Source organism: Streptomyces sp. NPDC001709 (assembly GCF_053596375.1).
Window position 1 is genome coordinate 112,683 of the sequence record NZ_JBSFGB010000013.1, and the last position, 13,428, is coordinate 126,110.

11 protein-coding genes and 1 pseudogene are annotated in these 13,428 nt (G+C 72.2%); 3 read left to right on the forward strand and 9 right to left on the reverse strand.

The window, feature by feature from the left end:
* Positions 1-3 precede the first annotated feature (3 nt).
* The 4 genes from lpdA to ACWC0C_RS20510 form a co-directional block, all read right to left on the reverse strand.
* A complete protein-coding gene (gene lpdA / locus ACWC0C_RS20495) occupies positions 4-1,392 on the reverse strand; it encodes a dihydrolipoyl dehydrogenase (RefSeq protein WP_449198283.1) in 1,389 nt (462 codons plus the stop codon).
* Positions 1,393-1,697: 305 nt separating this feature from the next.
* Positions 1,698-3,254: a leucyl aminopeptidase gene (locus ACWC0C_RS20500; protein ID WP_450865173.1), complete on the reverse strand. Its 1,557-nt coding sequence runs from the start codon at positions 3,252-3,254 to the stop codon at positions 1,698-1,700.
* Between the two features lie 268 nt (positions 3,255-3,522).
* On the reverse strand, positions 3,523-4,134 hold the full coding sequence (locus ACWC0C_RS20505; RefSeq protein ID WP_449198285.1) for an RDD family protein: 612 nt from the start codon (positions 4,132-4,134) through the stop codon (positions 3,523-3,525).
* Positions 4,135-4,182: 48 nt separating this feature from the next.
* Entirely contained in the window at positions 4,183-4,968 is a 786-nt protein-coding gene (locus ACWC0C_RS20510) for an adenosylcobinamide-GDP ribazoletransferase (RefSeq protein WP_450865174.1), read from the reverse strand.
* Positions 4,969-5,028: 60 nt separating this feature from the next.
* Here ACWC0C_RS20510 and ACWC0C_RS20515 point away from each other — a divergent pair, with 60 nt between their 5' ends.
* A complete protein-coding gene (locus tag ACWC0C_RS20515) occupies positions 5,029-5,793 on the forward strand; it encodes a hypothetical protein (RefSeq protein WP_450865228.1) in 765 nt (254 codons plus the stop codon).
* A 69-nt stretch (positions 5,794-5,862) separates the two neighbouring features.
* Here the strand turns inward: ACWC0C_RS20515 and ACWC0C_RS20520 are convergent.
* The 3 genes and pseudogenes from ACWC0C_RS20520 to cobT all read right to left on the reverse strand — a co-directional run.
* Positions 5,863-6,507 (reverse strand): annotated as a pseudogene (locus ACWC0C_RS20520) (hypothetical protein); the annotation flags it as partial.
* A gap of 9 nt (positions 6,508-6,516) precedes the next feature.
* A complete protein-coding gene (locus ACWC0C_RS20525; protein ID WP_450865175.1) occupies positions 6,517-8,325 on the reverse strand; it encodes a phosphatidylglycerol lysyltransferase domain-containing protein in 1,809 nt (602 codons plus the stop codon).
* Positions 8,326-8,486: 161 nt separating this feature from the next.
* Entirely contained in the window at positions 8,487-9,563 is a 1,077-nt protein-coding gene (cobT, locus tag ACWC0C_RS20530) for a nicotinate-nucleotide--dimethylbenzimidazole phosphoribosyltransferase (protein WP_450865176.1), read from the reverse strand.
* A 136-nt stretch (positions 9,564-9,699) separates the two neighbouring features.
* Between cobT and ACWC0C_RS20535 the strand changes: the two genes are divergently transcribed.
* A complete protein-coding gene (locus ACWC0C_RS20535; protein WP_449198289.1) occupies positions 9,700-10,653 on the forward strand; it encodes a class I SAM-dependent methyltransferase in 954 nt (317 codons plus the stop codon).
* A 19-nt stretch (positions 10,654-10,672) separates the two neighbouring features.
* Here the strand turns inward: ACWC0C_RS20535 and ACWC0C_RS20540 are convergent, their stop codons facing one another.
* The gene (locus ACWC0C_RS20540; RefSeq protein WP_449198290.1) at positions 10,673-11,875 is read right to left on the reverse strand and encodes a bifunctional adenosylcobinamide kinase/adenosylcobinamide-phosphate guanylyltransferase; all 1,203 of its coding nucleotides are present in this window, start codon (positions 11,873-11,875) and stop codon (positions 10,673-10,675) included.
* A 193-nt stretch (positions 11,876-12,068) separates the two neighbouring features.
* Between ACWC0C_RS20540 and ACWC0C_RS20545 the strand changes: the two genes are divergently transcribed.
* Positions 12,069-12,281 carry a hypothetical protein gene (locus ACWC0C_RS20545; RefSeq protein ID WP_449198291.1) on the forward strand — a complete coding sequence of 71 codons (213 nt, stop codon included), beginning with the start codon at positions 12,069-12,071 and terminating at the stop codon, positions 12,279-12,281.
* Positions 12,282-12,329: 48 nt separating this feature from the next.
* On the opposite strand, the gene ACWC0C_RS20550 is transcribed toward ACWC0C_RS20545, so the two are convergent.
* The gene (locus tag ACWC0C_RS20550; protein WP_450865177.1) at positions 12,330-13,382 is read right to left on the reverse strand and encodes a S1C family serine protease; all 1,053 of its coding nucleotides are present in this window, start codon (positions 13,380-13,382) and stop codon (positions 12,330-12,332) included.
* Positions 13,383-13,428: the final 46 nt, after the last annotated feature.

Genomic DNA, 13,428 nt, shown 5'->3' on the forward strand with positions numbered 1-13,428 from the left:
GGCTCAGTCGTGGGAGTGCAGCGGCTTGCCGGCCAGCGCCAGGTGCGCCTCGCCCATCGCCTCGTTCTGCGTCGGGTGGGCGTGGATGAGCTGGGCGACCTCGGCCGGCAGCGCCTCCCAGTTGTAGATCAGCTGGGCCTCGCCGACCTGCTCGCCCATGCGGTCGCCGACCATGTGGACGCCGACCACGGCACCGTCCTTCACCTGGACGAGCTTGATCTCGCCCGCGGTGTTCAGGATCTTGCTCTTGCCGTTGCCCGCCAGGTTGTACTTCAGAGCGACGACCTTGTCCGCGCCGTAGATCTCCTTGGCCTTGGCCTCGGTGATACCCACGGAGGCGACCTCGGGGTGGCAGTACGTCACCCGCGGGACACCGTCGTAGTCGATCGGGACGGTCTTCAGACCGGCCAGACGCTCCGCCACCAGGATGCCCTCGGCGAAGCCGACGTGCGCGAGCTGGAGCGTCGGGACCAGGTCACCGACGGCGGAGATGGTCGGAACGTTGGTCCGCATGTACTCGTCGACGAGGACGTAGCCGCGGTCCATGGCGACACCCTGCTCCTCGTAGCCCAGGCCCTGGGAGACCGGGCCACGGCCGACGGCGACGAGGAGGACCTCCGCCTCGAACTCCTTGCCGTCGGCGAGGGTGACCTTCACGCCGTCCTGGGTGTACTCGGCCTTCTGGAAGAAGGTGCCCAGGTTGAACTTGATGCCGCGCTTGCGGAACGCGCGCTCGAGAAGCTTCGAGCTGTTCTCGTCCTCGACCGGGACGAGGTGCTTCAGGCCCTCGATGACCGTGACGTCCGAGCCGAAGGACTTCCACGCCGAGGCGAACTCGACGCCGATGACGCCGCCGCCCAGGATGATCGCGGACTTCGGCACGCGGTCCAGGACGAGGGCGTGGTCGGAGGAGATGATGCGGTCGCCGTCGATCTCCAGGCCCGGCAGCGACTTCGGCACGGAGCCGGTCGCCAGCAGGACGTGGCGGCCCTGGATACGCTGGCCGTTCACGTCGACGGAGGTGGGGGAGGACAGCCGGCCCTCACCCTCGATGTACGTCACCTTCCGGGACGCGATCAGACCCTGCAGGCCCTTGTACAGGCCGGAGATCACGCCGTCCTTGTACTTGTGGACGGCCGCGACGTCGATGCCCTCGAAGGTCGCCTTCACACCGAACTGCGCGCTCTCGCGGGCCTGGTCGGCGATCTCGCCCGCGTGCAGCAGGGCCTTGGTGGGGATGCAACCCCGGTGCAGGCAGGTGCCGCCGACCTTGTCCTTCTCGATCAGGGCGACGTCAAGGCCCAGCTGCGCCCCGCGCAGGGCCGCGGCGTAACCACCGCTACCACCGCCGAGGATCACTAGGTCGAAAACGGTGCTGGCGTCGTTCGCCACGTCACGTCCTCCATGCATGTGCGCCTTACGCCGATCTCCTGTGACCGGCGGGCGGCTGGTGTCCGGCCGCTTGATGCTTCGGCCCTTCGGTGGGGGCCCTGTCCTGCCGGGCTCCATCTTTGCACTTGTTCGAGGCGGACGAGACGCCGGGCTGGAGTGTGAGACACCCCACGTACAGCTGAAGACGAAGGCGCGCGTGAGCAAGGGGCGCGGGGCTGTGTCTGATCTGCGGCTCCGCCGCGTGGGCGCGAACAACCCCCACGCGGCGGAGCCGTACTACGGAAGCGACCGAGCTCTCAGGCGATTCAGCCCAGGTCACCCGCGGCCGTGAGTTCCGCCAGCCGCACCAACGTACGCACGGCGGACCCCGTACCGCCCTTCGGCGTGTACCCGAACGGACCACCCTCGTTGAACGCCGGGCCGGCGATGTCGAGGTGCGCCCATGTGATGCCCTCGCCCACGAACTCGCGCAGGAAGAGACCGGCGACCAGCCCGCCACCCATCCGCTCGCCCATGTTCGCGAGGTCGGCGACCTGGGACTCCATGCCCTTGCGCAGGTGCTCCGGCAGCGGCATCGGCCAGGCCGGCTCGCCGACCTCCTCCGCCGCCTCGTGCACCGCGGAGCGGAACGCGTCGTCGTTGGCCATGACACCGAACGTCCGGCTGCCCAGCGCCAGCATCATCGCACCGGTGAGGGTCGCGACGTCCACGATCGCGTCCGGCTTCTCCTGCGAGGCCGCCCACAGCGCGTCGGCGAGCACCAGGCGCCCCTCCGCGTCGGTGTTGAGGACCTCCACCGTCTTGCCGCTGTACATGCGCAGCACGTCACCGGGGCGGGTGGCGGTGCCGGACGGCATGTTCTCGGCCAGCGCCAGCCAGCCGGTGACACTGACCTCCAGGCCGAGGCGCGCGGCGGCGACGACGGCCGCGAACACGGCGGCGGCACCGCTCATGTCGCACTTCATCGTCTCGTTGTGCCCGGCCGGCTTCAGCGAGATGCCGCCCGAGTCATAGGTGATGCCCTTGCCGACGAAGGCCAGGTGCCGGTCCGCCTTCGGGTGCTTGTACGACAGCTTCACCAGGCGCGGGGTCGCCGCCGAGCCGCCGCCGACGCCGAGGATGCCGCCGTAGCCGCCCTTGGCCAGGGCCTTCTCGTCGAGCACCTGCACCTTGAGGCCGTACTCCTTGGCCGCCTCCTGCGCTTCGGCGGCGAACGCCGCCGGGGTGAGGTCGTTCGGCGGCATGTTGATCAGGTCGCGGGCGCGGTTCAGCTCCTCGGCGACGGCGACCGCGCGGGCGAGGGCCCCCTTGTGGGCGGCGTCACGCGGCTTGCCGCCGAGCAGCGCGGCCTCGGCCAGCGGCGCCTTGCCGTTCTTGGCCTTGGTGGCACCCGTGGCCTGACGGCCCTCCTCCTTGTAGGCGTCGAAGGAGTACGCGCCGAGCAGGATGCCCTCGCTGATCGCGCCGACGGCGCCCGGGCCGTCGACGGGCAGCGCGAACGCCGCCTTCTTCGAGCCGGCGAGCGCGCGGGCGGCCACGCCGGCGGCCTTGCGCAGCGCCTCGGCGTCGTAGGCCTCGTCGCCCTCGTTCTCGCCCTTGGCGTCCGGCTCCGCGCCCAGGCCGACCGCCACGACGATCGGTGCCTTGAAGCCGGCCGGAGCGGGCAGCTTCGTCAGCTCGCCCTCGGCACCCGAGGCGCCGAGGGTCTCCAGGACGCCGGCCAGCTTGCCGTCGTACGCCTTGTCCACGGCTTCGGCGCCCGGCGCTACCACGGGGCCCTTGGTGCCCTTGGCGACACCGATCACGATCGCGTCGGCCCGCAGGCCGGGCGCCGCGGAGGTGCTGAGAGTCAGAGCAGTCACGGTGGTGAAATCTCGCTTCCGATGTGAAGTTGCTGTGGCCGAGTGGGGTGGGTCGACCGGGCCCGAGAGCCGACCCTAGGTCCATACCTGGGCGCAGGTGGCAACCGGGGCCTTCACCCTGTCGGCGAACCCCCGGGACGAGACTACGCGCGTGCGCGCGTTCGCTCATTCCTACGGGCGTTCACCGGTGCGTGGCGTCGTGGTCACGCCGGGGCTCGAAACAGTCCTCCGAGGCGTGGGTCGTCGCCCCGGCCTGAAGCGCGGGCGCTCACCACCCCTGGGGCACGCTGCCCATCGGGCTGGACTCCGCCCGCTGAAACGCGCCGACGACGGAGGTGCCGGCCAGCCGGTCGGCGAGCGAGCGGCGGCCGGGGAAGACCACCGTCAGCGCGTTGACCAGGAACAGCACCACCGCGATGGCCCACACCAGCACCGACAGCCCGAACTTCCCCTCGATCAGCAGCACACAGGCCAGCGCGTACACGGCGACGTCGACGGCGGTCGTGACGGCGGCCCGGCGCAGGGCGTGCCGGGACAGCCGTGGGGTGACCCGCAGGCCGAGCAGGCCCTTGCCGAGGGTGCGGCCGAGCCAGGTGAGGCAGGCCCACTGGTAGAGGAACGTGACGGCCACGAGCGCGCCGAAGGCCTCCTCCACGTCCAGCACCACCTTGTCCCACAGAGACAGGCCGAGGTGCTCGGAGGCGCCGATGACGTCACCCCGCGAGGTCACGAGGTCGAGGCCGCCCTTCGTGGCCAGCTCGGGGACATCGGTGACGAGCGCGCTGATCCGGTGGAAGGTGAGCACGGCGAGCAGCGAGGCCGCCGCCACCACCAGCGCGAAATCTATGAACCAGGCCAGGGTGCGGCGCAGTTTGAGCACGGATGTCCCCCGAATCACAACTTACTTGTCCGTGTACGGCCGAGCAGCTTAACGGCTCAGGGAGAGCACCACGAGCGCCGTTGTCGCCGCCGTCTCCTCCAGCGCGCCGAAGACATCCCCCGTCACCCCGCCGAACCGGCGTACGCAGCGGCGCAGCAGGAGTTCCGACGCGGCCAGGGACAACAGCACCGCGGCCGCCGCGTGCAGGGCGTCGTAGGGGCTCAAGGCCGTTCCCCAGGCCGCCGAACCGATCGTGGAGGCCGCCGTGACCGCCAGCGCGCCCGCTACCGGTACCACCCCGGCGACCGCCGCCCCCAGCCCCTCCGGGCGGGCGGCCGGTACGTCGCTCCGGGCGGCCAGGGTGAGGGCGAGGCGGGCCGCGACCGCCGAGACGACGGCCGCCATCGCACCGCGTGCCCAGGAGCCGCCGTAGAGCTGTGCCAGCGCGGCGACCTGAGCCAGCACCACCAGGACCAGGGTGAGCACCCCGAACGGCCCGATGTCCGACTGCTTCATGATCCGCAGCGCGTCCTCCGCGGGCTTGCCGCTGCCCAGCCCGTCGGCCGTGTCGGCGAGTCCGTCCAGGTGCAGCCCGCGGGTCAGGGCGGCGGGTACGGCGACCGAGGCGACGGCGGCGAGCAGCGGGCCGGCGCCCAGGAAGAGGAGCAGCAGCCCGAGGCCGGCCGCGCAGATTCCGACGACCAGCCCGGCCACGGGGGCGTTCAGCATTCCGCCGCGTGCCGCCTGCCGGTCCCAGCGGCGCACGCGTACGGGCAGCACGGTGAGGGTGCCGAAGGCGAAGCGGAGGCCGTCGAGGGGGGAGGACTTGGGCACCGGCGAAGGTTACCCGGCGGTCGCGGAGCCGCTGTCCGCACCCAGGGATATGGTGCGCATATGGGGCACTGGTGGCTACGGAACATCGTCGAACCGGGCAAGCTCCCGCTGCTGCTCGCCCTCGCCGCCTTCGTGTTCACGTTCGCGGTCACCCGGGCGATCACCCGGCTGATCCGGGCTGGCAAGGGCCGGTTCCGCAACGTCAGGGCGGGCGGGCTGCACATCCACCACGTCGTGCCCGGGATCGTCCTCACCCTCGTCGGCGGGTTCGGCGCGGTCGCCAGCGACCGGCACGGCGTGGGCGGTGCCGTCGCCGCCGTGCTGTTCGGCATGGGTGCCGGGCTGGTCCTGGACGAGTTCGCGCTGATCCTGCACCTGGACGACGTCTACTGGAGCGAGGAGGGCCGCAAGAGCGTCGAGGTCGTCGTGCTCACCGCCGCGCTCGTCGGGCTGCTGCTCGCCGGTTTCTCCCCGTTCGGTGTCAACGACCTGAGTCCGCAGGAGCTGCAGGACCGGGGCAGCGCCCTCAGCACCCTCGGCATGAACTTCCTCTTCGCGCTGATCGCCCTGAGCAAGGGCAAGGCGCGCCTCGCGGTCTTCGGGGCGATCGTGCCGCTGGTCGCGCTGGTGGGCGCCGTCCGGCTGGCCCGCCCCGACTCCCCGTGGGCCCGCCGCTTCTACGGCCGCCGTCCCCGTGCCCGCGCCAAGGCCGCCCTGCGCGCCTACCGCCACGACCGCCGCTGGGCCCGGCCGCGCCGCGTCCTTCAGGATTTGATCGGCGGCAGGCCCGATCCGCGCCCGGCCCGGCTGTCCGACCGCCGTTGACGCTGCCGCACCTGCCGCACCTGCCGGCCGTACGTCCGCAGGCGGCTTGCGGCGCAGCCGGTGCCCGTGGCGATGCCGTACCGCCACCAGCAGGCACAGCGCCCCCACCGCCATCAGCGCGGCCAGGTGCTCCTTGCCCGCCAGGTTCTCCTTGACCAGCACCTCGACCACCATCGCCAGGGTCACCGCGCCGGAGGTGAGGTAGGCGCCGTACCGCCAGCTCACGAACACGGCGAGGCCCACCACGGCCGCCGACGGACCGGTGTCCACGACCTGTGCGTCCGTCCACGGCAGCCCGAACGGGGCGTGCGCGCCCAGCGAGATGCCGATGCGCGCGTGCAGGGTCCCGGCGAGTGTGGCGACGTACGCGATGACCAGCGTCCGCCACCAGCCGATGCACATCTCGGCGATCCCGAACACCAGCAGGATCTGCGCCAGCGCGCCCCACACCGGCAGATCCAGCGCGGGGACGAACAACGACAGGGGAGTGCGCAGCAGGGCGAGCCACAGCGGGTCCTCGGCCCGTACGGCGCCCACGTTCTGCACGAACTGATAGCCCCACGGCCGGTTCTGCACGTACTGCAGCAGGGACGTCAGGCACACCGCGGCGCTCGTCATCGGCACCGCCCGCAGGTGCCGCTTCAGCAGGGACTCCCGTACGGTGACGTACAGCAGCCCCCACTCCTCACGGGCCCAGCGGACCAGTGTGCTCATAGACGTTCCTCATCGGTGCGTGTCCAGGTGTCTGCGATGCAGCCACTTCGGCAGTCCCGGCGCCGCGGGGCCTGTCGTCAGGAAGCCCTCCGCGCGGGCCGAGGCGAGGCCGATGCGCAGCAGGTCCGCGCTCTTCTCGAAGAGCAGGAACCGCGGCTCCCAGATGGGCCGGTACTTGGCGTTGGCGCGGTACAGCGACTCGATCTGCCACCAGCGGGAGAAGAAGCTGAGCAGCGACCGCCACAGCCTCAGCACCGGTCCGGCACCGAGGCGCGCGCCACGTTCGAAGACCGACCTGAACATCGCGAAGTTGAGTGAGACCTGCGTGATCTCGATCTCGTCGGCCCGGCGCAGCAGCTCGATGACCATGAACTCCATCAGCCCGTTGTCGGAGTCCCGGTCGCGGCGCATGAGATCCAGGGACAGCCCGTGCGGCCCCCACGGCACGAAGGACAACAGCGCCCGCAGCTTCCCCTCGGCGTCGGTGCACTCCAGCATCACGCACCGACCGTCCTCGGGGTCCCCGAGCCGGCCGAGCGCCATGCTGAACCCGCGTTCGGTCGCCCCGTCCCGCCAGTCGTCCGCACGCCCGACGAGATACGCCATCTCGTCCGCCGGGATCTCCTCGTGCCGCCGGATCCGCACCTCGTACCCGGCCCGCTTCACCCGGTTGTGGGCCTGCCGGACCGTCCGCATCGCCCGGCCCTCCAGCGTGAAGTCGGCGACCTCCACGAGCGCCTCGTCGCCGAGTTCCAGGGCGTCGAGGCCGTGCCGGGCGTAGATCGTCCCGGCCTCCTCGCTCGCCCCCATCACCGCCGGGATCCAGCCGTGTGCCCGCGCCTCCGCGAGCCACGGCGTGATCGCGCCCGGCCACGCCTCCGGATCCCCGAGCGGATCCCCGGAGGCGAGGCTCACCCCGCCGACCACCCGGTAGGCGACGGCCGCCTTCCTGGTCGGTGACCACACCACGCTCTTCTCCCGGCGCAGCGCGAAGTAGCCCAGCGAGTCCCGCTCGCCGTGCCGTTCCAGCAGGGTCCGCAGCTCCTTCTCGTCGTCCTCGGTGAGCGGGTCGACGGCACGCCGGGAGCGGAAGGCGGCGTAGAACACGGCGAGGACGAGGATCGTGCTGAGCACGTTGATCGCGACGTTCGCCCAGTTCGGCGGGTCGATCCCGGGAAAGCGGGACTCGTCGGCGGCCACCGACACCAGGCGCAGGGCGCCGTAGTGCCAGCGCTCCAGGAAGGTCGAACGGGCCGCGTCCGGCGCCTGGTTGGTGACCGTCACCAGCAGCGCAGCCAGCAGGCTCGCCACCAGCCCGCCGCCGATGGCGACCGTCGCCGCGAGCCGGGGGTTGGACCGGTCGCCCTTGGCGTAGAACTCCCGGCGGCCCACGAGCAGCGCGGCGACGAACGCGGCCGTCAGCGCCAGTGAGATCCAGTTCTGCGCGTACCGCCGGATCTCCGGGAACGCCATGGCGAACGCGAACAGCGCGAGGAAGGCCCCGCTGAGCACGAGGTTGAGGATCCAGGCGGCCCGCTTTCTGCGCCGCATGGTGATCGCCAGGAACGCGGTGAACACGCCCGAGGCGAAGCCGGCCGTCAGCAGGTACGGCGTGAAGAAGTCGTCCTGGTTGTGCCGGCGCACGTCCTGCCCGAGCGAGACCCAGACCGCGCTGAGGAAGTTGATGAAGGCGACGGTCCGCAGATACCAGACGGCGAAGGCGGCGGCCCGCCGGGAGGCCCCGGTGGCCCGCCGCCCCTCCTCACCCGGACGCCCCGGCTCGGCTTGGTGCGGCACGGCAATTCGGGCATCTCCCATGGGTCAGGATCATATGGGCGCCGCCCGGGCCAACCGCACTATTCTGGCCTCTGCGGTGTGCGTACTCTTTTATGGCCGACTCGGCCGGTAACTCCTTTGCGCCGCAACGGTGCTCAGCCGGGATGGCGGAATCCGGCCGTGCCGAACCGGCCGAAACCCACCTACTCCTTCTCCTCCGGCTCCTTCTCGGTCTCCGGCTTCTCCGGCAACTCGGCGGCCAGCGCGGCAGCGCTCCGCACCAGGGGAAGCGCCAGCAAGGCACCCGCGCCCTCGCCGACCTTCACCCCCTGCTCCAGCAGCGGCTCCAGGGCCATCCGATCCAGCGCCTTCGCCTGGCCCGGCTCCCCGCTGTCGTGCCCGGCCAGCCACCAGTCCGGCGCCCGGAAGGCGACCCGCTGGGCGACCAGCGCACACGCCGCGGCCACGACCCCGTCGAGAATCACCGGCAGCTTCCGCACCGCACACTGCAGCAGGAACCCGGTCATCGCCGCGAGGTCCGCCCCGCCCACGGTCGCCAGCAGCTGCAACTGGTCCCCGAGTACCGGCCGAGCCCGCCTGAGCGCGTCCCGGATCGCCGCGCACTTGCGCATCCACGCCAGGTCGTCGATCGCGAGCCCGCCCCGCCCGGTCACCACCGACGCGTCGGTCCCGCACAGCGCGGCGATCAGCACCGCCGCGGCCGTGGTGCCGCCCACGCTGATGTCACCGAGCACCACCAGGTCCGTACCCGAGTCGGCCTCCTCGTCGGCGACGGCGATGCCCGCGCGCAGCGCCGCCTCGGCCTCGTCCAGGGTGAGCGCGTCCTCGATGTCGATTCGGCCGCTGCCGCGCCGCACCCGGTGTCGTACGACGTCCTCCGGGAAGGCGTCCGGCGCGCAGTCCACGGCCATGTCGACGATCCGTACGGGCACTTGCAGCCGCCGCGCGAGCACGGACACCGGGCTCGCGCCCTCCAGCACCGCCCGCACCAGCTGCTCCGCACTGCCCGCCGCCCGGGCCGAGACGCCCAGCTCGGCGACTCCGTGGTCACCGGCGAAGAGGATCACCCGCGGCCGCTCCACGGTCCGTACCGGTACGGAACCCTGCGCGGCGGCCAGCCACTCGCCCAGCTCGTCGAGGCGGCCCAGCGCCCCGGGCGGCACGATCTGGCGCTCCCGCCGGGCCTCGGCGTCACGGCGCACGCCCCCGTCCGGGCGCTCGATCAGATCGGTGAAGTCGTCCAGATTAAGCCTGCTCATTCGCCGAACAGTACCGCCAGAGAACGAACGCTTCCGCGCCACAGGGTCACCACACCCCCACAACGTCATTGCACCCAAGATCGGGATCCCATACGTTCCGTTTTGCAGTGAAATGTCGGTCGCCCAGGGAGACACCATGCCGAGGTCCTCCGACCCGTTTCTCGAGCCGCGCCGCGAGAACTGCCCCTGGTGCGGCTCCGCACGGCTGCGCACCCGGGTGCGGGTGAGGGACCCCCTGCGACAGCGCCGGGGCACGTTCGCCGTCGACCGGTGCCGTGACTGCGGCCACACCTTCCAGAACCCCCGGCTCACGGCGGAAGGGCACGCCTTCTTCCACCGGGACGTCTACGAACGGCAGCTGGAGAAGTTCACCGCCCGCGTCCTGTCCGCCGCCGCGGTGCGCCACCGGCACCGCGCCCTCGCGCACAAGCTGTCGGCGCTGGCCGAGCCGGAGAGCTGGCTGGACGTCGGTACGGGCCACGGCGGCTTTCCCGAGGCGGCGAAGGAGTTCTTCCCGTACACGAGCTTCGACGGTCTGGACCCGACGGCCCGGGTGCGGCAGGCCCAGCTGGAGGAGCGGGTCGAGGAGGCCCACCACGGATACCTCGCCACCCCCGGAATGGCGGCCCGGCTGCGCGCCCGCTACGACGTGGTCAGCATGTTCCGCCACATCGAGCACACGCCCGACCCGCGCGCCGAACTCCGCGCGGCCCTGACGGTGCTGCGCCCCGGCGGCCACCTCGTCGTGGAAGCCGCCGATCCGCGCTGCGCGTTCGCCACCCTGCTCGGCAGACGGTGGCTCCCGTACGGCCAGCCCCGCCACCTGCACCTGCTGCCGCCGGGCAACCTACGCGCGGAGTTGGAGACCCTGGGCTGCACGATCCTCGTCACGGACCGCCACAGCCCACACATCCCCTACGACCTGTCGGGCGCCGTCGCCCTGGCCCTGGCCCCCCTGCCCCTGGTGAGGACCGCCGCGGCGCCGGCGCTGGCCGCGGCGTCGGCACTGGACCACATCCTGGCGCCGCTCGTCCGCCGCTCGCCCTTCTCCAACGCCTACAGAATCGTGGCTCGCAAGCCCGTCCGCTGACTGCGCACGGGGCACCCGCTCAACCCCGCAGTACCAGCGCCTGCCCGGCGACAACCAGCAGAACCTGCTCGCACTCCGCCCCGAACGCCGCGTTCAGGCGCCCGAGTTCATCCCGGTACCGGCGGCCGGAGGCGGTCGCGGGGACGATCCCCGAGCCCACCTCGTTGGACACGGCGACAACGGTCCGCCGAGTACCACGCACCGCCTCCGTCAACTCCCGCACCCGCTCCCGCAGCGACTTCTCACCCCCGCCCGCCCACTCCGCGTCGTCCCACGCCCCCACGCGGTCCATGACATCCGTCAGCCACAGCGACAGACAGTCGATCAGCAACGGCGGCCCGTCCTCGCCCAGCAGCGGTACCAGGTCCGTCGTCTCCGCCGTGTGCCACGACCCCGGCCGCCGCTCCCGGTGCGCGGCCACCCGCTGCGCCCACTCGGTGTCCCCGCCCCGTGTCCCGCCGGTCGCCACGTACAGCACCTCCGGGAAGGACTCGAGCCGCCGCTCGGCCTCCACCGACTTGCCCGAGCGCGCCCCGCCCAGCACCAGCGTCCGGCGCGGCACGTCCGGCACGTCCTCGTACGCGCCGACCGCCAGCGTCGTACCGTCCGGCACCGCCCGCGCCCCGGCCGCCGCCAGCCGGCGCCGCAACTCCGCGCCGGGCGGCACGTCGTGGTCGAGGTGGACGGCGACCACGTCCGTCGTCGGGCCGGCCGAGCCCACCGCCCGCAGCCGGGCCAGCGCGTCCGGGCGGCCCACCACGTCCGCGAGGACCATGTCGTACGACTCCGCCGTCGGCTCCTCCAGACCGGCCGGGGCGCCGCCCGGCGGCAGATACAGCAGGCGCTGCCCGTCCGGGCCGGTCACCGCGTACCCGGTGCCGCCCGCGTCCATCGCCACCGCCCGCACCCGATGCCCCGTCAGCAGCGCCAACTCCCGCCCGTCCGGCACCCGCCCGGGGTGCGGCAGCCCGGCCGGCACCTCCACCGCCGGACCGTCGTGCGGATGCGACAGGAGCACCTGCCGTACCCCGCCCAGCGAATGCCCGGCCCGCGCCGCCGCGAACGCCACACCCGGCGTCAGATCGAGCAGCAGCGCCCCGTCCACCAGCACGGCGGTCGCCGCCCGCGCGTCCGGCCCGAGCGCGCTCGCACAGGCGGCACAGGGGCAATCGGGGCGGGGCAGCCCAGCGGGGGCACCAGTACCGAGCAGAGTCACTTCCACGCACCGATTCTCACCTGTGCCGGCAGGCACCGCTCACCACAGCGCCCCGATAGGGGCGCGGGGCTGTATCGACATGCGGCTCCGCCGCGTGGGCGCGAGCCCCCCACCGGCCCGCGCTTGATCCACAGCCTCTAACGGCCAAACCCGCGGAGCGAATACCCTTCCAGCAGGTGTTGGATCAAAGGAGGCCCACATGACGGCATGGACGTGGCGGTTCGAGAAGGCCGACGGGACGGAGGTCCAGCCCGCTGTGCAGCCCGAGGAGTTCACCACGCAGGGGGATGCCGAGTCCTGGATCGGCGAGCACTGGAAGGCGCTCCTGGAGGGCGGCGCCGACCAGGTGCGGCTGTTCGAGGAGAACAAGGAGATCTACGGGCCGATGAGCCTGCACGCCGACGCGGCGTAACCCCGCAGCCGGGTGCGGAGGGGTGCGGCCCGCGGTCGTAACCCCTCCTCACTGCTCGCCCAGCGTCACCTCCGCCTTCTTCTCGCTGCCGCCCCGCTGGTACGTCACCGACGTCTTCTGGCCCGGCTTGTCCGCCGCCAGCGCCACCGACAGGGAGGTGATGGTGGTGATCGGCTCGTCACCCAGCCTCGTGATGATGTCGCCCGGCCTGAGCCCCGCCTTGTCGGCCGCGCCACCGCGTTTGACGCTGACCAGCGCCACCCCGGCGGGCTGGTAGCGGTCGTCCACGACCGTCCGCGCGGTGATGCCGAGCGCGGCCCGCCCCGAGTCGACGACCTTGCCCTGCTTGATGACCTGGTCGGCGATCGTCTTCACCATCGACGCCGGGATGGCGAACCCGATGCCGGGCGCCGCGCTGCCCCCGAGCTGGGGGTCGGCGGCGGCGAGCGTCGGGATGCCGATGACCTGCCCGGCGAGATTGACCAGCGCGCCGCCGCTGTTGCCGGGGTTGATGGCGGCCGAGGTCTGCACCATGTTCCCGATGGTCGCGCCCGTGCCCCCGCCGACCTCGCTGACGGTCCGCCCGGTCGCCGAGACGATGCCCTGGGTCACGCTGGACGACAGCCCGAGCGGCGAGCCCATGGCCAGCACGATCTGGCCGACCTCCACCTTCTCGGTGTCGCCGAACGCGGCCGCCCGCAGCCCGTCCGGCACCTGGTCCACCTTGATCACGGCCAGGTCCTGCTCGGGATAGGAGTACACCAGGTGCGCGGTGAGCGGCGCCTCGTTGTTGGCCGTGGTCACCTTGAAGGTCTTCTCCGACCCGACGACGTGCGCGTTGGTGACGACGTCCCCGTTGCCGTCGTACACCACCCCGGAGCCCAGCTCATGGCTCGCCTGGATCTGCACGACCGACGGCAGGACCTCCTTGATCACCTTCTGGTACTGGCTCTGCAGATCGCCCGCGGCCATCGGCACGGCCGCCCGCTCGGTCGCGGAGTCCTGCCGGGCCTGCGAAGTCGTGCCGGTACAGCCGGCGGCCACGCAGCACACCAGTGCGGCGGCGGCGCCCCTGCGGAGGGCACGGAGGGAAGCGTCCATGCCCCGAGTCTCACCGCGCGCCGGTCACCCGGCCCGCGCTGTTGAC